Source organism: Microcoleus sp. A2-C3 (assembly GCF_036706065.1).
GTDB lineage: Bacteria > Cyanobacteriota > Cyanobacteriia > Cyanobacteriales > Microcoleaceae > Microcoleus.
Genome location: NZ_JAUBVX010000001.1, coordinates 187,183 through 213,236, shown reverse-complemented (window position 1 = coordinate 213,236; position 26,054 = coordinate 187,183). Strand labels below are relative to the sequence as shown.

Genomic DNA, 26,054 nt, shown 5'->3' with positions numbered 1-26,054 from the left:
CTTATGCAATTCAGCTATGATAGCCGATATTGATTTCTTAGTCAAGTAAATTTATTTTTGTACCGACTTGCGAAATCATTCCTAAATTCCATAGAGGTTCAAAACGCTTGAATCCACTCTTTCACATCGTATTCTGTCCAAACCTGATTTACCCAATAGGGATCGGTTTCAACTAATTCTCGCACTTGGGCTTCGTCTGCGGCTTCGTAAATCGCGAAAACTTTAGTTAAGTCTTTGGTGGGGCCGATCGCACTTAATACACCCGATTCCTTCTGCTTAGCCAATCCAGCCAAATGAGCGTCTCGAAATGGTGCGCGTTTTTCGAGAACGTCTGGGCAGTAACTTCCCCACATCACATATTTAGTCATATCTGTCAACCTCTCAAAAAATCTAAATTTCAGGTTGTTTATCTAAAATCAACCCGATCGCCATTTTCATAATATCATCTCGGTTCACCATCTTGGCAATTTCTTCGACATCATAAATTCCTTCAAAAGCCTCTAAAGCCGCCGACTTCAACCCAGATTCATAGGCATCCTCCAAAGTCTCGACTAATTCCTCTTCCGTGAGATAAGTGCCTTTCGCTTTATGTCGCTTGTTAGTGCGTTGAATTTGCTTAACCGCATTAAAAATCGAAGTTTCCCAAGACTTAGTAGTACGGTTTTCAGCAACTTTTTTAATCAGATGCAGTAGCAGAATAATCCCATAACTAAAAATTTTATTAAGTTTATCGGACTTACTCATTTCTTCCAATTCTTCCACCAACACTAGAGCCTCTGCAACCTTACCTCGGTGTAGCAACTCCTTCAACTCCATTAATTCTTCCATAAGTTTGACATTATCGCTATTTAAATTATTAGTCCCACGGGGCCCAGAAACCGGGTTTTTTACCAAAAGACCTTGTTATAACCCGCGATTCGACTAAAAACCCGGTTTCTTCAGTCGGAGTACGGGACTGATTATAACTTATACTATAATATTACTAAATTCATAGAGGAGCAAGCTATGACTTTATTGGATATTCGGCTGTTGACGGTTCAAGAATATGACCTGATGACGGAAATTGGTATTCTTGATGAAGATGAACGGGTAGAATTACTGGCAGGACAGATAGTAAAGATGGCAGCAAAAGGAACAGCCCACGGTGCGGCGATTGCACGCACGAAAATATTACTGGATAACCGTTTAGGACAGCAGGTTTTTGTGCGACTGCAAGATCCGGTTCGGATGAATAATTACTCTGAACCTGAACCGGATATTTCTGTAGTTATACCAGATCCACTCTACTATGAAGACCACCATCCAATTCCTTCAGAAATTTATCTGATTATTGAAGTTGCTGATACTACTCTGAGAACGGATTGCGGTATAAAAGCAAAAATTTATGCTGAGTCTGGGATTGCTGATTATTGGGTTTTGGATGTGAATAATCGGCAACTTCATGTTTTTCGAGAACCGAGTCAGGATGGTTATCAAAGTCGGGTGATTCTGGGGGATGATGCGAGTATTTCTCCTTTACAATTTCCTGATTGTTCTTTTTTTGTATCGGAGATGTTGCGTCCACTAAGTTATTAATGTTATGTCTGAATTTTGAGGACTGAAGTCCTTACTACCAACCTGGGATTTAGGTTCGTAGTGAGGACTTTAGTCCTTCTTGAATGCGGACTTCAGTCCGCACTACGAACAGTTAGCTTCTTAAACTAACGCCGAATTTTTCGACTAGGATGTCGCGGACTTTTTGTTGGGCTGGTTCGACATCGGTTTCGCTTAGTGTTCGATCGCCCGATCGATAAATCAACCGAAATGCTAAACTACGTTGTCCCGCCGGTACATTGTCGCCGCGATACTCATCGAACAATTCCACCGAAGAAAGCAAACTACCAGCCGCCTTCTTCATCGCACTTTGCATCTCCACAACCGGAACCTCCATCGGTGCAAAAAAGGCAATATCCCTGTCAGAAGCGGGGAAACTCGAATAACCCGCGAATTTGCCAGTCGAATTTGTATATCGCCCTAACTCACCCAACAGCACCGCTAAATCTAATTGAAACACATAAACCTGTTCCGGCAAACCCTTTTCCTGCTGCAATTGCGGGTGCAACTGTCCGAAAACTCCCAACGGTTTCCCGTTTAACGATAGCGCGGCTGTGCGCCCCGGATGCAGGCGCGGATTAGACGAATCCCCCGCATATTCCACCATCACACCCAAGCCCTGAAACACACTTTCTAGCACACCTTTTGCTTCAAACCAAGTCAAAGGTCGATCGCGCCCGCCCTGCTGCCATTTCCACACAGTCGGATCGCCGCCAATAATCCCCGCTACGGCATCTGCTTCTTTCTTTACATCCCCTTCTTTCCAAAAAATGCGTCCGACCTCAAAACCGTTAAGCGCGCCGTTTCCTTGCTCCAAATTGTACTGAAAAGCATCGATCAAACCCGACAGCATTTCTGTCCGCAAAGCCGAATACTCGACAAACAGCGGATTAGCTAGCACAACTTGATTATCTCCCTCGGTTTTTACCAAAGAATAGTGCATCAATTCTGTTAAGCCAGCGGCCCGAAAAGCCGATCGCACATTCCGTATTTGCGCGTATTCTGGTGATAGATAACCCGGTTCTGTTTCGCTGGGTAAAGTATCGCAGAAATTGTCATAACCGTGAAGTCTGGCGACTTCTTCAATTAAATCGATTTCTCTTTCTAAATCGCGGTAGCGGTAAGCAGGAACAGTTATCGCAAAAACTCGTGCTTTTTCTGTAGCAACAACTTCGCATCCCAAGGCTGTGAGGATATTTTTCACTTCCTCCGGTTCCAGATATGCAGAACCACCCGTTTCTCCTCTTTTCAATTGTCCTAAGATTGAGTTTACGCGATCCAGACGCAATTCAATCGTCCGCGAAAAACTCAAATCTTCCCCCGAACTCGCCGTTTTCTGCACCGTCGCAGCACCGCCAGCCAAATGCAAAATTAGGGCAATAGCGCGATCGCACGCCGTCGTCAAAGCCGCCTGATTCACCCCCCGTTCGTAGCGGATCGATGCCTCGCTGCGGAGGCCTTGAGCGCGGGCAGAACGCCTAATCGTTGCTTGGTCAAAAATCGCTGCTTCCAAGACCAAATTTTGAGTTCCTTCGTGAACTTCCGTATCTTCCCCGCCCATTACACCAGCTAAGGCTACGGGTTTGTCGCTAGCAGTAATTAACAAGTTTTGCGGTTGCAAATTGCGGTTTTGTCCGTCCAATGTTTTGAAGGATTCCCCGGTTTTGGCAAAGCGCACGCCGATGCTGACATCGGAATTACCTGTGAAAGATTGTAGCCGATCGCGATCGAAAGCGTGCAGCGGTTGTCCCCATTCCAATAAAATGTAATTAGTTACGTCAACTACATTATTAATCGGCCGCACTCCCGCCGCCTCCAACCGCTGCTGCAACCAAGCTGGAGACGGTGCAATTTTCACACCTGCAATTTCCGTGCCGATGTAAATCGAGCAGGCTTGCGGTTCCGATATTTCTACTGCTAAACCGGGGCTTTCTTTACCCTCAATTGCAACACCACCGGCGGCGGGAATTCTCAAACTCGCCCCAGTCAGCGCCGCCACTTCTCGCGCCACGCCCACCATACTCAAAGCATCTGCACGGTTTGCAGTTGCTGTCAAGTCTAAAATCACATCATCCAAACCTAAAAGCGGGCGAATATCGCTACCTAATTCGGGATTTTCTAGCTCAAAAATGTGAATTCCTGCGGATTCTTTCGACAAGCCTAATTCAGCTAGGGAACAAATCATGCCTTCGGAAGGAACGCCGCGCAATTTAGCAGGTTTAATTTTTAAATCAATTGTTGACAAAAAAGTGCCGACAACGGCGACGGGCACGTAAATGTCCGCCCTGGCGTTTGGTGCGCCGCAAACAATATTCAAGGCTTCTGGTTTGCCGACATCGACTTGACAAACTCTCAATTTGTCGGCGTTGGGATGCTGTTCGCAGGCGACTATTTTGCCCAATACTACGCCGTCGGCCCAAGTACGGCGGTCTTCGATTTCTTCGACTTCAAATCCGGCCATTGTCAGGGTTTCGGCTAATTCTTCTGGGGATATTGTCACATCGACCAATTCCCGCAGCCAGTTTAGAGAAATACGCATATTTTTGTCAGTAGTTAGTTGTCAGTGCTCGGTAGCTATTCGTCATTAGCCTGCGCCGTCGGGCTTCGACTGTTGAGTCCCAGAATTTATTACGGAAAGCTTTTAATACCACATTAGTTAAATTTTGTCAAGACAATTGTGATACATATAAGCAAAAACGAGCGATCGCCCTTTCGGTCGATGGCTGCTGAGGCATGAGTAACATTCTCATTGAGAGAATGAGGTATGCTAGAGACATCTAACAGCGCAAAAAGCACCTAAGTTTAGAAAGACTTTACACAAAAAAGGGCAACTTTAGCAAGTCTTTAAACTATTTTCAAGGATAATCTACCGCAAAAACTCACAGCAGAGACATAATCAAAATAGGGAAAAGATATCGGCATAAAAGACTTAGGTGCAATTCCAATTCGCACGCCGCAGCACGGCCCGCCAGCAACTGATAGATAAGTATTTCTAGCAGAAGCGGTTTCAGGGAATTTGTGCAGTGGAGCGACGCTGGCCAAATCAGAAAAATATAGGCAAACTCAATCAACATGAGCTACTGCGTAAATCCGGGCTGTCCACATCCTCAAAACCCTCCTGACTCTATTCTCCAGTGTCAGACTTGCGGTGCGCGGTTATTGCTGCGCGCTCGCTACCGAGTCATTGAACCGTTAGGACAAGGAGGTTTTGGAGCTACATTTCTGGCAAAAGACATCTCTTTGCCCGGTCAACCGAGTTGCGTGGTCAAGCAACTGCGACCCAGTAGTTCGTCGCCACGAGTTTTAGAAATGGCGCGGGAATTATTCAAGCGAGAGGCGAAAACCCTCGGCCAACTGGGCGACCACCCGCAAGTACCGAGGCTGTTAGATTATTTTGAAACCGAACAGCAATTTTACTTAGTTCAAGAGTATGTTAAAGGCTCGACCTTGAAACAAGAAGTCAAACAATCAGGGCGTTTCAACGAATCAGATGTTAAAAATTTTCTATTAGAAATTTTGTCAGTGGTGCAATATATCCACAGTCAAGGAGTAATTCACAGAGACATTAAACCCGCAAACATTATTCGCCGCAGTCAAGACAATCACTTAGTTCTGATTGATTTCGGAGCGGTGAAAGACCAAGTTAGCCAAACAATATTATTAGACCCCGCCGACCAAGGCGCTAACACGAAATTTTCAGTCGGCACGTTTAGTTTTGCTCCCCCGGAACAAATGGCGCTGCGGCCGATATTTGCCAGCGACATCTATGCCTTGGGCATGACTTGCTTGTATTTGCTGACAGCAAAGTCGCCCAAGGATTTAGATTTTGATTCCGTAACTGGCGAAATTGTTTGGCAGCCCCACGTTCAGGTGAGCCCAAATTTTGCGCGGATTCTTGAGAAAATGCTCAAGCCGATGGTAGGCCACCGCTTTCAATCGGCCTCAGATGTCGTCAAAGCTCTGAACGGTCAATTTGAAGACGCAGACCTTTGCGACGGCTTGGCAACTCAATTTAACGGCTCTAGTCGCACAATTGAAGAAGCGACGATATTTAACGGTGAGGCTACTTCGTGGTCGTCGTCGAAAAGCAAAATTAATCAAGATTTGCGATCGAACCAAAGCATCCGTGCTAGAAGTTCATTAACCCAATCGGGAAATACGGGAATGCAGCCGAGAGTTTCTCGGACTCTGGCAGAGTCCGGCAGAACTTTCGGAACTGCGGCATTTTCCAACGGCAATTCAGCACCGCCAAAGGTAACGAAAGCTGTTGTGAAGTGGGAAAGCAACAGCTTGCGAGCGGCATATTTTAAAGGTAAACGCGATTTTGCTGACTGCGAATTGTCGGGTTTGCAATTGCCAAAAGCGCAGTTGGCGGGGGGGAATTTTTATCAGGCTAGGTTGGTGAAGGCAAATTTGCAAGCAGCGGATTTGTCGGGGGCGAATTTGGGCCACGCGAGGTTAATTAAGGCGAATTTGCGATCGGCAAATTTGACTGAAGCTTATTGCAGCACTGCTAATTTTGAAGGCGCGGATTTCCGAGGTGCTGATTTGACGGGCGCTTATTTGAGTAAGGCGAATTTGCGGGGCGCGAATTTGTGCGGCGCGAATCTGACTGACGCTACAGTTAGCGATGAACAACTGGCAATGGCAAAGACTAATTGGCTGACTACTAAGCCCGATGGTAAGCGGGGTTTTGGATTTTAATTGAAGGAAGAAGGAAGAAGGAAGAAGGAAGAAGGAAGAAGGAAGAAGGAAGAAGGAAGAAGGAAGAAGGAAGAAGGAAGATTTTCCCAATCTCCCCCTCTCCCAATCTCCCCCTCTTCCAATCTCCCAATCTCCCCCTCTCCCAATCTCCCCCTCTTCCAATCTCCCAATCTCCCCCTCTCCCCCCTCTTCCGACCCTCCCACTCCCCCAATCTCCCCCTCTCCCCTTCCCCCAGTCAGGTGATTCCTCTGGAGGAAGCTCGATCGCCCTTTCGCCACCTAAATTAAAGAGTAGCAATGGAGGATTCGATCGCACAAACCATGAAACTGCTCAACCACCGCACTCGACCCTTTCTTTCCGCCGGCATCCTGGCCCTGGCCTACTTTGTCACCGGAAAACTCGCAGCGTCCGTACTGGGACTGGTGAAAGCCGAAGCCTCGCCCGTGTGGCCGCCCGCAGGCATTGCTTTGGCGGCAGTGCTGCTACAAGGGCGACGGATGTGGCCGGGAATTGCCCTCGGTTCGGTGCTGTTAAACTCTACTTCCGGTATACCCTCGGCTGTCGTGGTCACATCGGCCTTTAGCGTCACCATGCAAGCGCTGGTGGGGGAATCCGCGTTGAGGCGCATCGGATTTTGTACTAAGCTCGATCGACTGCGAGATGTTGTGGGTTTGGTAGCCGGCGCTGTCATCGGGTCTACTTTGGTCGGTTCTACCCTCGGCAATTTGGGTACGTGCATTTTTGGTTGGGATCAGTGGAGCAATTTCTCTCGGAATTGGTGGACTACGTGGCTCGGAGACGGTATGGGAATCTTGATCGTCACACCGGTGCTGCTGACTTTAAATTACGCCTTTAAAAGTTTTCATGTTTCAAGAAAAGATCGAATTATTTCAAATTTCTTAGCATTTTCTAACTGGGCAAATTACCGCTTGCCAATTACTAATTATTTGTCCAAATTTCAGGGAATTAAAAATCGCTACAACCTGCAAAATTTACTTTTAAATTATTCAGAAATAGCTCTATGGCTGACTTTATTGCTAAGCGTAAGCTGGCTGGTTTTTTGCTCGAAAACACAAGCTGCGAGCGCTCTGTATCCGCTGGAGTATTTGCCTTTTCCTCTGATAGTTTGGGCCGCTTTGCGATTTCGTCAGCCGGGAGCGATTTTTGCTTATTCAATCGTCTCTTATATCGCAATTTGGGGAGCTGTGCAGGGAGGCGGCCCGTTTCTGGTCAAAAGCGAAAATTTGCAACAGGCGGTTTTATTCTTACAAGCTTTTACCGGTACGATCGCCCTTGTGGCCCTGATGTTGGCTGCCGCCGTGGCTGAACGCGAGCAAGCGCTGGAGTTCGTGCGCCGCACGGCCGCTCTGTTGCACGATCGCGAAGCCAGTTTAGCTAACGCTCAACGCATCGCTCAGTTGGGAAATTGGGATTTAAATTGCGCCGCCGTCGCCACAATTGAAAACTGCGCAGAATCCCCAGAACATCATATATCTAATATCGAATTGCGGTGGTCGGATGAACTTTATCGCCTCTTGGGTTTGACTCCGGGAACTGTTAAACCAACACCAGAAGTTTTTTTGCAGACGGTACATCCAGAAGACCGAGAATTGGTGGCGCGATCGCAATCTCAAGCGATGTTCGATCGCCAACCCTATTCCATTAACTATCGAATTGTACTCACCGACGGCTCCGAGCGCACTGTCTGCGAACAGTCGGCAATTAACTCCAACGTCATCGCCGCCACAGTCCAAGATGTTACCGAACGCCACCGCGCGGAAGCTGCTTTGCGGGCTTCCTCCGAGCGCGATCGGCTGCTCTCAGAAATGGCCCTGCGAATTCGCCAATCCCTCGATCTCGAAGCAATTCTCAATACTACTGTTGCCGAAGTCCGGCAATTTTTTAAGGCCGATCGCGCTTTCATCGGTATTATGGACGCGGGCGGGGCAAATCTTCCTAGCCCGGTGTACGGTAAAATTGTCGCTGAGTCTGTCGTCCAATACCGTTCTATTTTGGGGTTGTTGCTCACTGACGAGAATCACCTCGAAAAGCAGAAAACTTTTTATGCTAACAACCGCGTCCGAATTGTCTGCGATACTGCTACGGTGCAAAGGGGCGATCGAGTTGTCCAATTATACAGCGACTATCAAATTCGGGCGACGTTAAATGTGCCGATCGTCCTCGGCGATGAACTTTTCGGAATCTTGGCCGTCAACCAGTGTTCTGGGCCCCGCCAGTGGCAGGAATTTGAAATTGATTTATTAGAAAAACTGGCTACCCAAGTGGCGATCGCCCTCCAGCAAGCCCAACTTTTGCAGCAGGTAAAAGATCTCAATGCCAACTTGGAATCTCAAGTGGAAGAACGCACCCGCCAACTACAGCAAAAAATGCACGAACTGCAAGAAAGCAACCGCCTGAAAGACCTATTTTTGCACGCAGTTTCTCACAATCTCCGCACTCCAGTTATGGGAATGTTAATCCTGCTGAAAAATTTGCTCAACAAATCGGCATCTGATTGTCCACAGGATGTTCCGGTTTCGCGATCGATCTTGGAGCGCATCGTGCAGGCTAGCGAACACCAATTGACTATGGTTAATTCCCTCCTCGACGCTCATGCTAGCGAAGTCAAAGGTATTTTCATCCATCCCGAACCGCTGCATTTGCAGTCTTTAACTTCAGCAATTATTGCCGATTTAGATCCGATATCGGCAAAAAATCAAGCAACTTTAACTCAGGAAATACCGACGAATTTGCCGCGAATTAATGCCGACAGTAAACTCTTGCAACGGGTGTTAGAAAATCTGCTGACTAATGCGATCAAACACAATCATCCGGGAGTCAATATAATTTTTAAAGCCGAGGTGATTGAAGTTGAAAAAGCGCTAATTGCTCAAGAGAATTTACAGGTTTTAACATCCCAAAATAATCCCGTCGCCCGCTGTATCGCTAACCGGATATTTGAAAAGGGCGATCGCACTTCGATACTCGACCAGAAAAAACAGAAAATCCGCGCCAAATTTCACCTCGATGGCAGTTGCCAAATGCCCCGCTATCAGAGTCAAATTGGCAATATCGGCAGCAAATTGCCCGGTGTCACCGTAAAAATGGTTCGCTGCACTGTAACAGACAATGGAGTGGGAATCAGCGCCAAACAGCGGGAATCTCTGTTTGAACTTTACGTTCAAGACCCCAATAGCCCACAATTAACAGGGCTGGGTTTGGGATTGTACCTCTCCAAGCAAATTATCAAAGCTCATGGCGGCGAAATCGGTGTAGAAAGCACTCCCGGAGGTGGCTCGACTTTCTGGTTTTCGCTACCTGCTGTCAACATCTAGGGCTAACGTGCTGCGCACCCTACATTAAGTTATGAACTATCCAGGCCATGAAAAATCAGTTCAGGCGTTAACGGTTTACGAAGTGTGGCGCGATCGCTTCCTCCGAGATCGGCTGCGCCCTGCTGTCGCAATTGCCATCTTTTTTGCCTTCACAATAACTGTCTATTTTCTGGGCGAAAGATTCTTCGCTCACCAAGAGTTTAAAAGTGTTTATTTGTACACGAGCGCTGCTGTAGAATTGGGTTTATTGACCTGTTTTGTGTTGCAAAAAACCTCCTTCGGACAGCGCTATCCCGGTTTGCTATTTTTGGGTTTTTCGTGGTCGCTGACGCTGGTTGTACAGCTTGGGCTAGCTGTCGCACAAGCCGGGGAATTACCAATTTTTACCTGGAGTTTAGCGTTTCTGATCCAAGCTACGCTGATGCCCGTCCGCTGGCGACTTCACCTAATTTCTCAACTAGGCGTTTTGTGCTGCCATGTCGGGATAAATTTGGTTTTAAATCTAAGTTTTGCTAAGTATACTCCTTTTAAGTTGACCGGGTTGTACTTATATTTGTTTTGGTTTTGTTTGATTTGCGATTTGTCGGTTTATTGGTACGAATGTCTGCAACGGAAAGAGTTTAGTACCAGGCGTGAGTTGGAATCTGCTTACCAGCAGTTGGAGGTGGCGGAGGCGAAGTACCGCAGCATTTTTGAGAATGCTGGCGAGGGAATTTTTCAAAGCACTCCCGACGGCCGCTATATTACGGCTAATCCAGCTTTGGCGCGGATTTACGGCTGCGATTCTCCCGAAGAGGTGACGGCAAAGTTTACTGATATCGAGCGGCAGTTGTATGTCGATCCGGTTCGCAGAAATCAGTTTTTGCGATCGATCGCCGGAAGTAACACAGTCTCGGATTTTGAGTCGCAAATTTATCGCTCAGACGGCAGTATTGTCTGGATTTCCGAGAAAGCGCGGGCGGTACGAGATAGCAGCGGTTCCGTGCTTTATTATGAGGGTTTGATTGAGGATATCACGCAGCGCAAACAGGCACAAGAATCGCTGCGGGTGTTTATTCACGCTCTTTCTCACGACTTGCGCAACCCGGTAGCGGGAATGTTAATGGTGCTGAAAAATTGGCAGACGAAAACAGGGGATTCGATCGCAATTCCCCGTTCTATTTTGGAGCGGATGATTCAAGGTAGCGAGCAGCAATTGCGGTTGATAAATTCGCTGTTGGAAGTTCACGCCGGGGAATTGCGCGGTTTGGTTCTGCACTGCGATCGGGTAGATTTGAGGGCATTAGTTGAAGCTACGGTCACAGATTTGGAGCCTTTAATCAATGAGGCGCAAGCTACTTTTACAAATTTATTGCCTGATAATTTGCCCGCCGTGAACGCTGACACGACTCAGTTGTGGCGCGTGTTTTCTAATTTAATTGCTAATGCTTTGAAGCACAATCTGCCTGGATTGAATTTAACGGTTTCCGCTCAAGTTATAAATGCGGAAAAATTAATTATAAATCAAAAGGAAGCGAAACAGGACATAGAGAAATTACCGATTACCACCCTTCGGCTTCGCTCAGGGCAAGATTACCGATTACCAATTCCCAATTCCCAATTCCCAATCCCCAATTTCCCAAGTAGTATGATTTACTGTACAGTAGAAGATGACGGCGTGGGAATATTGCCGGAACAGTGCGAACATCTGTTTGACCTTTACGTTAGGGGCGATCGATCCAGACACTCCGTCGGTTTGGGTTTGGGTTTATATCTTTGTCGGCAAATTATTGGTGCTCACGGCGGGGAAATTGGGGTAATTAGCAGTCCCGGTGCTGGGGCAATTTTTTGGTTTACTTTGCCGCTGGCTGAAAATTCCCGGTGAGTTGTTTGTATTCTTAACTAGATTTGATCATTCAGTTTAAGCGTAACAGGTGGGTTGCGTACAGGTGCAGCAAAATTAGTCGATCGCACTATTGATGTTAATTTCAAACAGTGCTACAATCGCCGGAATATTTATCATTTTTTTTTGTTCCACCTTCATATTTTCTTTATAAACAGCATTTAAGATAGAAAACCCCTAAAACTAGAGAACAGACCTGCAATTTATGTTTGTCGAAAACAGCTCAGAAAATACAGATAAAAACGATGCAGCGAGGTACGACTTAGCCAAATATAACGAGCGGTCGTTCTCAACGTTAATTCGGGCGCTCCGTCTTTCCCAAGGTTACTTTTCTTTCGTTTTAGTCAACTGCAACTCCCTGGAATTGCGGCAGCAAATAGTCGATCGACTACAAGCAACTTGTACCCAGAAACCGCAGCCACTATTTGTGCCAAAATCGGCGACATCTCTCTACACGACAATCGCAGCATTCGTAGACGACGAACCGCCTCCAGCTTTAATGATCCTCGGTTTGGAGTCAGTGGAGTCGATCGATCGATTGCTGACTTCGACCAACCTAGTATGCAGCGAATTTAGCAAAAAATTTGCCTTTCCCGTCGTCTTTTGGGTGACGGATGAACTTCTAAGAAAAATCATTCGCACCGCCCCAGATTTATACAATCGGATGACAACAATTAGATTCATTAATGATTAGGCATGGGGCATGGGGCATGGGGCATGGGGCATGGGGCATGGGGCATAAATATCTTGAAATTATCTGCGTTTATCTGCGTCTATCTGCCTAGCATCTGCGGTTTCTGCATCAATCAAAGAATTATGCAATAAGTATCTTCTATCCGTTACATCCGTTGCCGAACTTCCTTCTTATTTAAATTCCGCTTCCCAAATCAGGACTAATTCCCGCGCCGCCGCAGTACCCTCAGCCGGAAAATCGGGCAAAAAGTCTTTATCCGCCGCCACCTCATAAGGCCCTTCCTTGAACTCCAAAATCACGGTATCCGGTACCAAGGCTACCAGGGTGTGAATAGTACCCTCTGGAAGTTCCACAGCGCGAGTGGGCCCGCTAGCGCTAACTCGCAACGATCGCAATATTTGACCATTTTCGTTCAAAATCAGAATACCCACTTCTCCTTGAATCACCACAAAAAACTCAAAACCGTTAACGGAGGGCGCGCGCAGGTGTCGGTGAGGGCGCACGTAAGTACCCATTTGCAGCACGTTGACAAACCGCTGCACCTTTTCCGTCAAATCGTGGAAATTGTAGTTTTGTCGCCCGCGGGGACTGCTGCGGGAGGAAGCTGCAACTTCGTCTAGCAATTCTTGCGTCAAACACTTAATCGGAGCAGGCTGCACAACAGATATCCTGTATTTAATAGTTTTTGAACAAATCGGCTAGGCTGAGATCATGTTTACCAGCATCTCTCTTGACATATGAAAATCGCAAATCAGGTGCGTATCACTAAGGCAATGCGTTTGTCAAGTATTTTTAGAACAAGTATTAGCTCGATCGCCCTTTTGACTATTCTAGTCTGCGCCAGTGCCGTTTCTGCGTCAGAACCGAGGGCGGCACTCTTGGTTACGCAGGAATTGCCCCAGCAGCAACTGAAAGACGAAATTCGCGATCAAGTTCAAGAAGAAGTTGACATCGCTTTTGGGCGCACGGCGGTACTACTCAACGGGTTGGTAATTGCCTTAACTTTGTTGCCGACAGCAGCCGGAGTCGGTGTTTGGTTTCTGTGGAGCAAACTGTCAAAGCAGACAACAATTGCTCGCCAAGAAATCGAAAGTCTCCACTATGATACCATCTCTCAATTAAAACTATTAATTTCTGATGCTGAAAGTATCTTAGGCGAAATTCAACACCAAAGTCACCCAGCGGATGTAGAAACAGACCTTTTGTTGCCGGATGCTCAAATTCAAGAATTTGCTCCGGTTAACTACGGCAATTATCAACAGTTATTGACGGCGGATGACTATGCTAAACAGGGAGATGCTTGTTTCTTTGAAAACCGCTATGAAGATGCGATCAGTGCTTACAATCAAGCACTGCAAATTCAGCCGGATTTAGCCGATACTTGGAACAACCGGGGAGTTGTGCTGACTAGAATGCAGCGGTATCCAGAGGCGATCGCATCCTACGAACAAGCTACCACAATTCGCCCGACTTATCCCGACGCTTGGAACAACCGAGGCGTGGTATTATTGGAGTTGCAGAAGTACCCGGAGGCGATCGGCTGTTACGAACAAGCCATCCAAGCCAAACCCGATTATGCCGACGCTTGGAACAACCGAGGCGTTGCCTTTTCCAAAATGCAGGAGTACGAACAAGCAGTCATTTCTTACAATCAAGCTCTACAAGTCAAAAACGATTATACTGACGCTTGGAATAATCGAGGCGTGGCACTCTCCAAATTGCAAAAGTACGAAGCGGCGATCGAGTCCTACGACAATGCTGCTAAAATTCGACCTGACTTTTACAGAATATGGTACAATAAAGCCCGATGTTATGCGCTCCAAGGCCAAATTGATTTAGCAATTGAAAATTTAAACCGCGCAGTGAATCTCAATCCTAATTTGTGCAAAGAGTTGGCAAAAACTGAAGCTGATTTAGAAAAACTTCGCGAACACGATGCCTTTAAGCAGTTGATAAATTAATACATGGTGGATAGTGAGAAACCGGGTTTCTACGAATAATTTCGGTTCAGTACAAGAAATTTAGAAAGAAACCCGGTTTCTGAGATTAGGTGTAAGAAACCAGGCTTCTAATATTAGCGTACACCCAGACTTTGTAAGTAGCGAGAAACCGGGTTTCTCCGAATGATTTCGCTGGAGTATGAAAAATCTAGCAAGAAACCCGGTTTCTGAGATTAGCGTGTACCCAGACTTTGTAAGTAGCGAGAAACCAGGTTTCGTAGAACTTTTAGGAACTTACAAATATTTCTGCAACAACAAACCCATTTTCTCCTTAGTTGCGGCCGGCACTTTGTCCAGCGGAGTCAGAATTGCATATTTCAAAGCTGAATGTGCGTCAGAAACAGGAGGATTTTCGGTTAGCCTCCGCACAGTTTCTTGAATTACTTTTTGAGCATTTTCAGCATTGCGGTGCAAATTGGCAATTACCATTTCTACGGTTACGCTGTCGTGTTCGGTATGCCAGCAGTCGTAATCGGTGACTAATGCTAAAGTTGCGTAGGCAATTTCGGCTTCTCTGGCTAATTTTGCTTCGGGCAAATTTGTCATCCCGATGACTGTTGCATCCCAACTGCGGTAAAGATTTGATTCTGCTTTGGTGGAAAATGCGGGGCCTTCCATGCAGACGTAGGTGCCGCCGCGATGCAAGGAAACGTCGGGCAGGTTCAAGGATTCGATCGCACTTACTAACACTTTAGCCAATTCCCCGCAAATCGGATCGCCAAAGGTGATATGACCGACTATTCCTTCTCCGAAAAATGTAGAAACTCGATTTTTTGTGCGATCGATAAACTGATCTGGTACTACCATATCTAAAGGTTTGGCCTCTACCTTGAGGGAACCAACCGCCGACGCTGAGATTAAATACTCAACTCCCAGACTCTTCATCGCATAAATATTTGCCCGATAAGGGACTTCTGAGGGCAAAAAGGTGTGGTTGCGGCCATGTCTTGCCAGAAATGCGACGGGCGTACCGTCTAATGTTCCCACAATGGCTGCATCAGATGGCGCGCCAAAAGGTGTATCGATTTTCACCTCTTCAACATCCTTGAGGGCCTCCATCTTGTATAAACCGCTGCCGCCGATAATGCCGATTTTTGCCTGTGCCATTTGACTCTCTGCTTGAGTTTTACTTAGTGATTCTATCGGGCCATTGTTAAGTTTGCGTAAAGATAATTTAATTTTTATGGCAATTGTTACGGTAAACACACTGTATTGTCACAAAATAAGTATGATCTTAATCACAACGTATCTTTACGAAATCTTTAAAAATAAAGGTACAGAGTTCTGTGATCTATTTTTAAGGTGTTAAAAGAATGACAGTCAGTTCTGCTAGTGTACCCAAAATCGCGATCGAGGCGATCGTCCAACGAATTTTTGCTTTCCGCCAAATTACGCCTCTCGACAGGCGGCTGCTGAAGTCTGCAATGCTTTCGACAACCCGTCTCAACGAGAAGGATAGGTGTCAGATTAACCGAGTGCATCAGGGAATCCAAGATGGATTGATTCTGGTTGTGGAATAGATTAACTTTAAAAATTTGTGTTTGAGTCTGTATCTGCTGCGACGAAAGTTCGGGCGGTAATCTGTTTTCGGCGATCGAGTTTTGAAATAAAAAATAAGATAATCTCCGATAGTTTCATTTGTCCACAGCTAGAAAGGGCGATCGTTTTGTTAAAGTTTTACTAGCTGCGGATGTCTAGGATTCGGCATTAACTATTAGGAATTAAAATTCAGCAGCCAAAAGCCTGTATAAGTCATGCCAGTATCATCGGGCTGGACTAATAAGAAATGCAATCCTTTACTTAATTGCTTGCGCTGTTGGTAAATTTCGGCGGCGGCTTTTACTTCGCTATCTTCAAAAGTCGCGACAACCCATCTATCGGCTAATCCAGCTTCCAAAATTAATCCGTCGGGAGCTCCGGCGATATAGTTCAATGCGAAGGGTTTGGCTTCCTGAAGCCATCTAGCTAAGCGCATTGACTGTCGCCCGCCGTCAATCACAACTCCCGGTACGGGTACTGTGGAGGCTAAGCCCAAATTCAGCGGTAACAGCAATTCTGGCATTTCTAATATTGGCAGGGGACGCCCTGCGAAGGCTTCTGCGATGTCGCCGGCGGGTAGGGATGCAAAACGCCAGCTATCGCCCCACAGGTTTTCGGGTAGGGGAAGGGGTGGTGGTGTGTCAAGGGCGATCGCCCGATAAGCTTCACCTGTATAATTAGGCAAACTCGAATATTCTTGGGCGCGTTGTTGCAGCAGGGTTTTCAAAGCCGCAGTGCGCCGAGTTGCTTCTACTTTGACACCCAAAACTTTGCCCGCAGCTTCGATTAAACCGAGAGACTGAGGCCTAAATACTTGAATTATGTCGGGCAATTTCTGGGTTAGTGCTTGCTGCTGGAATTGGGCGGCTAGCCAATTAGAGTTTGCTTCTGACTGGCGACAAAGAGCGCTAAATTGAAATGTTTGTGCCCAGTCGCAGATGAGGAGTTCCCACAATGGTTTGCCGGTTTCGTCTCGGAGAGGGCGGCGGTAGAAATCGGCTTGCCAAATACGCATGGGAATTTAAGAGTTAATGTCAACCTAATTTTAATCTGGTTTCGATCTGCGATCGGGTTTTAGCGGTTTTCTCGCCGGGCTTACGTTGTAAGGTAATACTGAAGCGTGCAAAAGTTAAATGTGGAAAATTTTATTATGTCAAGTAACGTAAACGCTATAAGTTTGTAGTGAGGAATGCCAGTCCTCTTCAAGTTCAGAGGACTTGCATTCCTCGCTACAAACCAATTTTATTGCGGTTGTTCTAGGGGACATAATATAATTTTGGAGGGGAAATTCGCCCTGGGCAGATTTTTGCCTGTAGAAGTGACAAAAAACTTAATCCTTTAATTGTGCACCGTACCGTCGGGCAAGATTGTACCTGTTAATCTAGCTCCCGTGAGTTTTACCATAACCCGATCGCCATAACCGATTTTAGCACCTGTTAAATCCGCACCGCTCAAGTCTGCACCACTCAAATCGGCTCCGATTAAATTAGTTTCTCTCAAATTGGCATTGATCAAACAAGCTCCTAACAGGTTAGCTCTAAACAAGTTAGCTTTTTGTAAATTCGCACCTGTGAGGTTGATGTTGTGCAGAAAAGTATCGCTTAAATCAGCTTCACTCAGGTTGGCATTGCTCAAGTTTCTCCCTGAAAAATCCTTTTCTTTTAACGCAGCTCCTTTGAAGTTGGAACCGCTTAAATCTGGAGCTTGTGGCGCAGCTTGGCGGTAAGACGGAGATGGCTGCGGCGATTGGTAGCGGGAGGTATCTGAATAGGGCCCCGTCGGATTTGCAGAAGAGTTTCCACCATAATTTCCCGCATAATTGCCAGCATATTTTCCTGAAGAGGGCTCGGAATAGTAGCGGGGCTCTTTTGGTGTTGCTGGCGACGGCTGGGTGTTTTGTTGCTGACTGTCTTGATACTGAGTATTTCTGTACTGAGTGTTTTGTTGCTGACTGTCTTGGTACTGAGTATTTCTGTACTGAGTGTTTTGTTGCTGACTGTCTTGGTACTGAGTATTTCTGTACTGAGTGTTTTGCTGCTGGGTGTTTTGCTGCTGAGTGTTTCTGTACTGAGTATTTTGCTGCTGGGTGTTTTGCTGCTGAGTGTTTCTGTACTGAGTATTTTGCTGCTGGGTGTTTTGCTGCTGGGTGTTTCTGTACTGAGTATTTTGCTGCTGGGTGTTTTGCTGCTGAGTATTTTGCTGCTGGGTTTTTTGCTGCTGAGTATTTTGTGGCTGGGTGTGTTTGTGCTGAGTATTTCTGTGCTGAACGTTCTGATTATCACCTCTGGGATGAATCGATCGCAATTGTTCGCGAGCTTGATTAATTTCCTTAATCTTTTCTTCAGCTTTATGTAGTAGTCTAGGATTATCTTTGGGGATGCGATCGGGGTGCCAAATGAACGCTAAATCCTTGTAGGCTTGAGTAATTTCTTCTCGGGAAGCTCCCGGCAAGATTCCCAGCACTTTATAATATTGGTCGAGGTCGTTCATATTACCACCTTTCGCTTTAAGAAATTATTAACTAAAAATTAAGATCGGAGCAAAAACGGCTATAAAAGCTTGTTTGTCCGATCGTACATTGGATGCACTATAACTCAGCTAAGCTACTGCTGGCAAAAAGTCTCGGATTAGCTGCAAATATGTGGTGGCATCCTCCAGCATTGGGAAGTGAGCTGTATTGGGAATTATAACAAATTCTACTTTTTTGCTGAGGGAGGCTGCTTGCTCTGCCATGACGGCGGGGATAATTTGATCGAACTCTCCGGCTACAAGCAGCGTGGGAACACTCAACCGTGCGAATTCTTGGGGCATTTCCTCGGCTGCTCTCTTGCTGACTGCTGTCACCATTGTACCGATCGCAGCTTCCTCGTCAGCCATTAAGAAATCCTTGAGAAATGCTAAACTGACCGCTGTGGGGAGGGAACGGCGGAGAAATCTGGCCATAAAGATGCGATCGGCAAACGGGATAGAAGCCAGCCAAGACGGGCGAAATTTGACCACATAGCCGCCGAATTTGTGAAAGGTGGTGAAGGATTTCTCGTCATATTCAAAAATACCGCTGCAAGTGAGTATGGCTTTTTCTACTTTTTCGGGGTAAAGGTTGAGAAATAAAGTCGCAATAGATGCTCCTGTGGAGTGAGCATTCAGAAAGACTCGGCTTAAATTCAGAGATGTTAATAATTCCGCTAAGTCGTGGGCGTAGGTTTCGAGTTCGTAGCTGGACTCAGGAGGTGATGGCGGTAAGGGCGATCGACCAAAACCTCTCATATCATACAGCAAACAATCAAAATCATCAGCAATAGCCCGCGCCGTGCTTTCCCAGTAGCGCGCCGAGCCTGCCCAGCCGTGGAGAAATACCATTACTGGTTTGCCGCTGGGTTGGGCGCTGTTGTCTGCGGTTATCCACTCGTAATAATGTTCTACACCGCCAATTGAAAGAAAAGCCATGAGCTTAATTTTAGATTTTAGATTTTAGATTTTAGATTTTAGATTGTAACTCATAATTGTTAAAGCTAAATACTCATCTCAAAAAATCTGGGTTAATCAGGGGCGATCGCGTCTGGGTTAGCAGAATTCGTATAATGTAAGCATAAAAAGATTCACCGACAATTTATTATGAAAGAATTAAATAAATTAGAATTGGATGGAATCAAGAATATGGGGGCAGTTAAGACTCAGGTAAAGCTGACAAATGCCATAGATGAAGCTCTAATTAGTCGCGGATTGCTCGCGCCTCGGCTGTTGCGCGAGTGTGAAACAGAAGCTCTAGTCGATACAGGATCGGTTTACCTAGTAATTTCAGCAGAAATTTTGCAGCAGCTAGGTTTGCGGATTATAGGACAGCAGGCTGTTAAGTATGCCGATGGTCGTCAAGACACAGTAGGAGTAACGGAGGCTATATTAATTGAAATTGATGGACGCAGGACTACGGAGGATGCTCTGGTGACAGGTGATGAGGTATTAATTGGTCAGGTGGTTTTGGAGAAGTTAGATTTGCTCGTGGATTGTAAGAATCAGCAGTTAATCAGGAATCCAACTAATCCTGATTATCCTGTGACTTATATCAAGCGAACAGGGGGATAATAAAAAATATAATACCTAGCCACAACAAGTAAGGTACGTCAGTTGAGAAACCAAAATTTTTTCTACAAAACCGAAAACTGACGCACTCTACAACAGAACTACAAATGATTCATCAAAAAATCAGCGTCAATCAGCGTCAATCCGCCCACATCTGCGGTCAAAAATATCCAAAAATCTCAAACAGCAGAAGCAGCCAGCCAAAACAAACCATCCACCAAAAGCGTGCTCAAAACTGCTCCGCTGAAGGCGCGCCAGTGCAATTGCTTGTCGCGCAAACTCACCAAACCCACTGTTAGCAACACAGCGATTAAAACTAAAGCGCAACTTATGCCCCAAGGAGTGTCAATTTGCCCGATCGCACTTTGAAAAATCGGCATCGCGAATTCCGGTTCTGCGTGCATGACTTTGCGCCAGTAAGGCATCAACCCAGTTAAATAAAAATATAAATCAGTAATAGCCGTGCCAAATAGGGAGCCCAAGTAAAAATAACTGCCAACTTTTCCCCAGGATTTGTTCAAGCACCAAACAGCAAAAGGCAAGCCAATTGCTTCTATAGGTAGATGTAAAATAGGTTCCCATCTAAACCAGCCCCAATAGATGGAACCTGCCAGCCAACATCCGGCAAATCCTAATAATAAATCTCCCCACAGTTGGGTTTTGGGGCGAAAAATTAGCACTAAACTGAGGACGAACCAGGGAATTGTGGAAAGCAAGCTGATAGTTGGATATAATCTAACTAAAGGTGCTTGCACGAAGACGGGAATTGAGACTAAGAATGCTGAGGCGCTAAATATTAGCCACTGTTTGATGCTGTTGGTTTTGTCAGAAGTGACAGAATTTTCTAGGCTGGAAACGGTGACAATAGGTGCGATCGCAGATGATACTAAATCTAAATTAAACAACTGATTGGACTCCGTACTGTTTCAATAGGTGGACTAAAAATTTTGCTGCGGTTGTGGGTGCGGCTGTCTCAGTGCCGGCGGCTGTGTGGCTGATGTGCCAGCCTTTTGCCGTTTGGGGCGATCGCCATAAATCCAAATGTGCGATAGCTGGATCTGCGTAAAAGCTATCTCCACCGCTGCCGAGAATGGCTGAACTCCAGTGCGTGAAGCTATCGTGGCTGATGCGGTGGATGGGAAAAGTGCCCCCCAGGGGTACTCCCCAGCCGTCTAGGGCAAAAAATGCCCCGACTTTGCCGCCTAGTTGCTGCCACATCCAAGCCGCCCCGATCGCCCCCGCTACTCCTGCCGAAAAGCTGATAAATACTAGACTTTCTCCAGCCAATTCCTGACTGCATAAAAAGTGCAAAATGTCAAGCGCCGAAAAAGGTGGATGTTTATGAGCGGGAAAAATCTTAACAGGGTAGGAAGTTTGGGTATTTTGCCGAGGACATTCGTCTCCCCAAACTTCCGAAAGTCCCGCTAGGAAGCGATCGGTTAGCTTTGGGTCGTGGATTCCGGGGCAAATTACCAGTCTCATCGTGCTTGAATAATATTAGTTATAAGCTTAACATAACTTTACGTTATTGTATACCTAATAAATTATATACCATGCGGGGGGATAGGATGTTAAACTTACAACAGAGTGCTATTTGAAGAGTATCCCCCCAAATTTAACGCTGGGAACGCTCCAAACCGCTGGCATTTGAGGCAAAGTGAGAAAGTCTTAAGAAAACATAAAACTTAACAGACCTGTCCGGCAGTCCGGCAGAGGTTTTAACCCCTTGCAATATTGCGGGTTAAGTCAAAAACATTCAAATTGAGGAATACAAAGTGGTTGCTTCTCCAGAAAAAATTGAGTTAAAAACATCTGCTGCACCTGCAAGTAACGATCGCGTTGCAGTCTTGCTGATGGGTTACGGCGAAGTCGAAAGCTACGACGATTTTGCCAACTACAACGAACAAGCTTTAAATTTACTTACCGCCAAATTCGCGCCGGTACCCACTTGGATTTATCCGCCGCTGGCGAAGATTTTAGCAATTTTTGACTTGCACGAGTGGAGTCACCAACACGGTCAATTTGTTTCGCCGCACAATGCAATTTTTGAACAGCAGCGCGCCGGGATTGAAAAGAATTTGCAGGAAAAATGGGGCGAGAAAGTAAAAGTGTTCAAAGCTTTTAACTTTTGCGCGCCGTTTTTGCCGGAACAAGTAATCCCTCAAATTCAAGCAGAAGGATTTGACAAAATTCTGATTTATCCGCTGTTGGTAGTTGATTCTGTTTTCACCAGCGGCATTGCAGTCGAACAGGTGAATAAAGCTTTAGTACAAACCTTTGATGGCAAAGAACATTGGGTAAAAGGACAGCGCTACATTCCTTCTTTTTACGATGAACCGGCTTACATTCAGCTAATGGCTGATATGGTGGAAGAGGAAATTAAGAACGATTTGGCTGTGGCGCATTTGCCTTCTCAGATTGGGATTGTGCTGATGAATCACGGTTGTCCGCACAAGGCGAAGGGTTTTACTTCGGGTATTGTGGAAAGTCAGGCTTTGTTCGATCGCGTGCGGGAACGTTTGATGTATCGCTATCCTTTAATTTCGGTGGGCTGGCTGAACCATGACACGCCGCTGATCGAGTGGACTCAGCCGGATGCGACGTTGGCTGCGAAGAATTTGATTGATTTGGGTGCAACTGCGATCGTGTTTATGCCGATCGGATTTGCGACGGAAAATCACGAAACTTTGTTAGATGTTGACCACGTTATTGAGTCTTTGCAGAAACAGCGTAAAGGTGTAACTTACCGCAAATTGCCTTGCGTGAACGATCGTCCTGAGTTCTTGAAAATGGCGGCTGAGTGGGCTAATCCGCAGATTGAAGCGTTGTTGAGTGAAAGTGCGATCGCGGTAAATCCGAATTTGGTTGTTCGGGATCATGCACATTCTCATGGAGATCATGGGCATTCTCATGGAGATCATGGTCATTCTCACGGTGGGCATTCTCATGGCGGGCACGGGCACAGTCACTAATAGGACTTGGGCCTGAGAGTTCTGAAACCGGGTTTTTTGCGAAGATACTGCGTGGAAATGGCAGATTTGGTGAAAAACCCGGTTTCTTTTTTTGGGGTGCGTAGGTTGAGATTGATTAATGAATTTAACCCTTTAAAAATTCTACTGTTGTAATGGCAGAGGAGTAGGTATCATCATCTAATTGCCTTTACTGGTTGCTTCGATCAAGATTACCTAAATTAAACAAAGTTTCTGTATACTCTTGCGGGAAATCCTCAAGAGTTCTAACTGTTAAAGCATTTTCATAACACTTTTTCGCCTGTTCGATATTCTCTGCTTTATCTCCCTTGATTCTCTTGCGGTAGGCTTCTCCCAGATTATTTTGCGTCATTGCCCATTGTTCAGGAAAATCCTCAAGGGTATAAACAGTTAAAGCAGCCTCATAAAATGCGATCGCCCGTTCCAGATTATCCGCCCGCGAACCGTTGATTCTGTTTCTGTAGGCAATAGCTAGGTTATTTTGAGTCATTGCCCATTTTTCAGGGAAATCCTCAAGGGTACGAACTGTTAAAGCAGCCTCATAAAATGCGATCGCCCGTTCCAAATTATCCGCCCGCGAACCCTTGATTCTGTCTCTGTAGGCTTCTCCTAGGTTATTTTGAGTCATTGCCCAATCTTCAGGGAAATCCTCAAGGGTACGAACTGTTAAAGCAGCCTCATAAAATGTGATCGCCTGTTCCAGATTATCCGCCCGCGAACCGTTGATTCTGTATAAGTAGGCATTAGCTAAGTTATTTTGAGTCATTGCCCAATCTTCAGGGAAATCCTCAAGGGTATAAACTGTTAAAGCAGCGTCATAAAATGCGATCGCCCTTTCCAGATTATCCGCCCGCAAACCGTTGATTCTGTTTCTGTAGGCATTAGCTAGGTTATTTTGAGTCGCTGCCCATTGTTCAGGGAAATCCTCAAGGGTACGAACTGTTAAAGCAGCCTCATAAAATGCGATTGCCCGTTCCAGATTATCCGCCCGCGAACCGACTATTCGAGAATAGTCAGCAGTAGTATAGTAAAGATCGCCCAGCCCTAACAAAGTGTCTGATTGCGCCCTAAGTAAATTCAATTTTTGCTGTAAAGCGAGCGACTTATGGAAGAAATCAATTGCCAGACTCCTTTCCTGTGAATAATCCTGTGCTTGGCGCGTCTTTACCCGATTTGCATAAGCATTAGCAACTCGATTGTATATGGTTGCTAATGCAGGAGTTTCTCTAGCTTGTTGCTCCAGATTTTCAACCTGTTCTAACAGTTCATCTAGGGGTAAACTCAGTCTTCTCTCTGGCTCAATCAGCAGAGAACTTTCCCCAGTCTGGTTAACCACACCCGTTTCTTGCAGCGCAGGCGACACAAATCGAAATACGCCACTCCGCCAACTCCAAAAATCCGGTGCTTCCAGACTCAAGCGACTCAGAATATTTGGTGTTACCCAAAGTACGATCGGAAAAGGAAACTCCCGCAACCCCTCCCGCGTCCATTGCAAATAGCCGAAAAAACGGCTTAACTCGGACTGATGGTTAGAGTCAGCTTGTGACACACTATCCCTTAAAGCCTCCGTACCCGTTACACTAATTGCGGCTAATGCCTGGGGCGCTTTTAACTCTGGGTTATCTTTGACAAGTTGCTCCAACCCCGATCTCAGGCTAGGTTCTTTTTGATTCAACACCACTCGATAACAGGGGATATTGGGAGCAAGTTCCGCTTCGTAACGATTAATAATCTGGGTTTGAAAATATCCCGGTTTACAGGAAGCAATCAACAATGATAATACACCTTGACTTGCTTCAATTAAAGAGACAAGGCCATCGTAACTATCCTCATTGATTGATTTATCGTCCACGATCTCAGTGTTGAGCATTTACCCCTCCGATCCAATTAGTCCACGCCGCTGCAATATTTCCTGAACTACTGGATGCACTCCAAACCACAAATCGTCATTGCGATATTCTAAGATGTAGAGCGTGTGCAATAAATCTAGGAAATCCTGATCCATCCCATCTTTTGGTAAATAATTTTCGTAGACATTCACTAGAATTTGATAGCGGTTTTCTCCAAGGGGTTCTGTTAAATTAATCCGATATTCTTTAATAGCATTTTTCAAAATCTCAGACGTAATTATCAAATCTTGCTTGTCTGGTGTGCGACGTAACTGCTTCAAACATAACCCACAACACTGACTAGCCAAGCGAATAAATTCTCGTAATGCACCACCACTTTTGACGATCATCATCTGAGTTGCTTCCGGTTCAATCAACTGCTTGGGGATTCGCTTGTAAAGAATTTCCTCAAATACTTTTACCGCTTCTGCGACAGGAGAGGCATTTGGAACTCTATCTTCTCCACGCGGAAACAACTTTGTCGCCCACATGGATTGAATCTTATTATTGGTGGCATTATGAATAATTCCTCGCAACGACAGATCTCGTGTCGCTGCCATTGGCATTGTATAAATAATCCGAAATTGAGGCTGAAACAACGCACTGATATTATTTCGATAAACACGATCGACAATCTCTAGATCGAGTTTATCAAGATCGTCAATCACAACCAAAACTTCTTGCCCGCACCCCGCTTGAATCGCGCTAGCGATATCGTTAATCCGATCAATCAAGTCGGAAATACGTCTCGAAAACTCAATCGTAATTTCCTCACGAATCACAGAACTGACTTTCAAATTTGCTTTCAACTTGGCAAAAAATTTCACAAATAAAGCATTTACACCAGCTTCTCCACTCGTTTCTAGCTCAATGCTAGAATCAATTGAACTTCCCTCTGTTCGAGTATGTTTACTAAACCACTGATAAAAAGCTTTTTTTGTTTTAGAACCGATTCTGATATGGCGTTCTTCTGCTGCTTCCATAAGCTTTACTGCCATAGCAAACAAAATGTTGACATGATTCACATCTGACATTTCAATCAGGTCAGAGATTGAAAAGAACACGACAAAGTAGCGATTCTGCGTGTTCTGGCAAAATTGACCAAGCAATGTCGATTTGCCTGACCCACGATGCCCCGTAAAAATGATTTTGTTATTGTCTGGCGAGCAATCTTCAACCAAATGCTCCAATTCTTCTAAAATCTCAGTGCCATATTCCACATGAAATTTATTCAGTTGCTCTATTGTGACCAAAGGAAGTAACTGAAGATTCTGGAATGCTGTTTGGAAGGATTCTAGGCGCTGGTTAGTCATAGGGAATATATATAGACTATAACTATTAGTTTAT

22 protein-coding genes are annotated in these 26,054 nt (G+C 45.7%); 10 read left to right on the top strand and 12 right to left on the bottom strand.

What is annotated here, in order from left to right:
* Positions 1 to 98 precede the first annotated feature (98 nt).
* Together QUB66_RS00830 and QUB66_RS00825 are read right to left on the bottom strand one after the other, a co-directional pair.
* Positions 99 to 368 (bottom strand): YciI family protein, encoded by a 270-nt coding sequence (locus QUB66_RS00830; RefSeq protein WP_332965835.1) that lies wholly within the window; start codon positions 366 to 368, stop codon positions 99 to 101.
* A gap of 22 nt (positions 369 to 390) precedes the next feature.
* A complete protein-coding gene (locus QUB66_RS00825; protein WP_332965834.1) occupies positions 391 to 828 on the bottom strand; it encodes a DUF29 family protein in 438 nt (145 codons plus the stop codon).
* 177 nt (positions 829 to 1,005) lie between these two features.
* Here QUB66_RS00825 and QUB66_RS00820 point away from each other — a divergent pair, with 177 nt between their 5' ends.
* Entirely contained in the window at positions 1,006 to 1,575 is a 570-nt protein-coding gene (locus QUB66_RS00820) for a Uma2 family endonuclease (protein ID WP_332965832.1), read from the top strand.
* Positions 1,576 to 1,687: 112 nt separating this feature from the next.
* Here the strand turns inward: QUB66_RS00820 and pheT are convergent, their stop codons facing one another.
* The gene (gene pheT, locus QUB66_RS00815; protein ID WP_332965830.1) at positions 1,688 to 4,132 is read right to left on the bottom strand and encodes a phenylalanine--tRNA ligase subunit beta; all 2,445 of its coding nucleotides are present in this window, start codon (positions 4,130 to 4,132) and stop codon (positions 1,688 to 1,690) included.
* Between the two features lie 533 nt (positions 4,133 to 4,665).
* On the opposite strand from pheT, the gene QUB66_RS00810 reads away from it, so the two are divergent.
* From QUB66_RS00810 to QUB66_RS00790, 5 genes are all read left to right on the top strand, one after another.
* Entirely contained in the window at positions 4,666 to 6,297 is a 1,632-nt protein-coding gene (locus QUB66_RS00810; RefSeq protein ID WP_265239130.1) for a serine/threonine-protein kinase, read from the top strand.
* Positions 6,298 to 6,585 (top strand): hypothetical protein, encoded by a 288-nt coding sequence (locus QUB66_RS00805; protein ID WP_332965829.1) that lies wholly within the window; start codon positions 6,298 to 6,300, stop codon positions 6,583 to 6,585.
* 9 nt (positions 6,586 to 6,594) lie between these two features.
* The gene (locus QUB66_RS00800) at positions 6,595 to 9,633 is read left to right on the top strand and encodes a sensor histidine kinase (protein WP_332965828.1); all 3,039 of its coding nucleotides are present in this window, start codon (positions 6,595 to 6,597) and stop codon (positions 9,631 to 9,633) included.
* Positions 9,634 to 9,664: 31 nt separating this feature from the next.
* Complete coding sequence (locus tag QUB66_RS00795; protein ID WP_332965827.1) at positions 9,665 to 11,497, top strand: PAS domain-containing sensor histidine kinase; 1,833 nt, start codon at positions 9,665 to 9,667, stop codon at positions 11,495 to 11,497.
* A 223-nt stretch (positions 11,498 to 11,720) separates the two neighbouring features.
* Positions 11,721 to 12,209, top strand: a complete 489-nt coding sequence (locus QUB66_RS00790; protein ID WP_332965825.1) for a hypothetical protein — start codon at positions 11,721 to 11,723, stop codon at positions 12,207 to 12,209.
* Between the two features lie 170 nt (positions 12,210 to 12,379).
* Here QUB66_RS00790 and QUB66_RS00785 read toward each other — a convergent pair whose 3' ends face one another.
* Positions 12,380 to 12,868: a WbuC family cupin fold metalloprotein gene (locus QUB66_RS00785; RefSeq protein ID WP_332965824.1), complete on the bottom strand. Its 489-nt coding sequence runs from the start codon at positions 12,866 to 12,868 to the stop codon at positions 12,380 to 12,382.
* Between the two features lie 96 nt (positions 12,869 to 12,964).
* Here QUB66_RS00785 and QUB66_RS00780 point away from each other — a divergent pair, with 96 nt between their 5' ends.
* Positions 12,965 to 14,170: a tetratricopeptide repeat protein gene (locus QUB66_RS00780; RefSeq protein WP_332965823.1), complete on the top strand. Its 1,206-nt coding sequence runs from the start codon at positions 12,965 to 12,967 to the stop codon at positions 14,168 to 14,170.
* Between the two features lie 273 nt (positions 14,171 to 14,443).
* Here the strand turns inward: QUB66_RS00780 and QUB66_RS00775 are convergent, their stop codons facing one another.
* Positions 14,444 to 15,316 carry an S-methyl-5'-thioadenosine phosphorylase gene (locus QUB66_RS00775; RefSeq protein ID WP_332965822.1) on the bottom strand — a complete coding sequence of 291 codons (873 nt, stop codon included), beginning with the start codon at positions 15,314 to 15,316 and terminating at the stop codon, positions 14,444 to 14,446.
* A gap of 206 nt (positions 15,317 to 15,522) precedes the next feature.
* Between QUB66_RS00775 and QUB66_RS00770 the strand changes: the two genes are divergently transcribed.
* Complete coding sequence (locus QUB66_RS00770) at positions 15,523 to 15,729, top strand: hypothetical protein (RefSeq protein WP_265238901.1); 207 nt, start codon at positions 15,523 to 15,525, stop codon at positions 15,727 to 15,729.
* A 194-nt stretch (positions 15,730 to 15,923) separates the two neighbouring features.
* Here QUB66_RS00770 and QUB66_RS00765 read toward each other — a convergent pair whose 3' ends face one another.
* From QUB66_RS00765 to QUB66_RS00755, 3 genes are all read right to left on the bottom strand, one after another.
* Positions 15,924 to 16,763, bottom strand: a complete 840-nt coding sequence (locus tag QUB66_RS00765; RefSeq protein WP_332965821.1) for a Tab2/Atab2 family RNA-binding protein — start codon at positions 16,761 to 16,763, stop codon at positions 15,924 to 15,926.
* A gap of 323 nt (positions 16,764 to 17,086) precedes the next feature.
* Positions 17,087 to 18,238 (bottom strand): pentapeptide repeat-containing protein, encoded by a 1,152-nt coding sequence (locus tag QUB66_RS00760; protein WP_265238899.1) that lies wholly within the window; start codon positions 18,236 to 18,238, stop codon positions 17,087 to 17,089.
* Between the two features lie 108 nt (positions 18,239 to 18,346).
* Complete coding sequence (locus QUB66_RS00755; RefSeq protein ID WP_332965819.1) at positions 18,347 to 19,195, bottom strand: alpha/beta fold hydrolase; 849 nt, start codon at positions 19,193 to 19,195, stop codon at positions 18,347 to 18,349.
* Positions 19,196 to 19,363: 168 nt separating this feature from the next.
* Here QUB66_RS00755 and QUB66_RS00750 point away from each other — a divergent pair, with 168 nt between their 5' ends.
* Positions 19,364 to 19,831, top strand: coding sequence for an aspartyl protease family protein (locus QUB66_RS00750; RefSeq protein WP_332965818.1), 468 nt, complete (start codon positions 19,364 to 19,366; stop codon positions 19,829 to 19,831).
* A 176-nt stretch (positions 19,832 to 20,007) separates the two neighbouring features.
* Here QUB66_RS00750 and QUB66_RS00745 read toward each other — a convergent pair whose 3' ends face one another.
* Together QUB66_RS00745 and QUB66_RS00740 are read right to left on the bottom strand one after the other, a co-directional pair.
* Positions 20,008 to 20,733, bottom strand: a complete 726-nt coding sequence (locus tag QUB66_RS00745; RefSeq protein WP_332965817.1) for a DUF3120 domain-containing protein — start codon at positions 20,731 to 20,733, stop codon at positions 20,008 to 20,010.
* The gene (locus QUB66_RS00740) at positions 20,726 to 21,310 is read right to left on the bottom strand and encodes a hypothetical protein (protein ID WP_332965816.1); all 585 of its coding nucleotides are present in this window, start codon (positions 21,308 to 21,310) and stop codon (positions 20,726 to 20,728) included. The genes QUB66_RS00745 and QUB66_RS00740 overlap by 8 nt, the downstream gene beginning before the upstream one ends.
* Positions 21,311 to 21,603: 293 nt before the next feature.
* Here QUB66_RS00740 and QUB66_RS00735 point away from each other — a divergent pair, with 293 nt between their 5' ends.
* Positions 21,604 to 22,800: a ferrochelatase gene (locus QUB66_RS00735; RefSeq protein WP_332965815.1), complete on the top strand. Its 1,197-nt coding sequence runs from the start codon at positions 21,604 to 21,606 to the stop codon at positions 22,798 to 22,800.
* Positions 22,801 to 22,987: 187 nt separating this feature from the next.
* On the opposite strand, the gene QUB66_RS00730 is transcribed toward QUB66_RS00735, so the two are convergent.
* On the bottom strand, positions 22,988 to 24,688 hold the full coding sequence (locus tag QUB66_RS00730; RefSeq protein ID WP_332971181.1) for a tetratricopeptide repeat protein: 1,701 nt from the start codon (positions 24,686 to 24,688) through the stop codon (positions 22,988 to 22,990).
* Positions 24,689 to 26,020 (bottom strand): ATP-binding protein, encoded by a 1,332-nt coding sequence (locus QUB66_RS00725; RefSeq protein WP_332965812.1) that lies wholly within the window; start codon positions 26,018 to 26,020, stop codon positions 24,689 to 24,691.
* Positions 26,021 to 26,054: the final 34 nt, after the last annotated feature.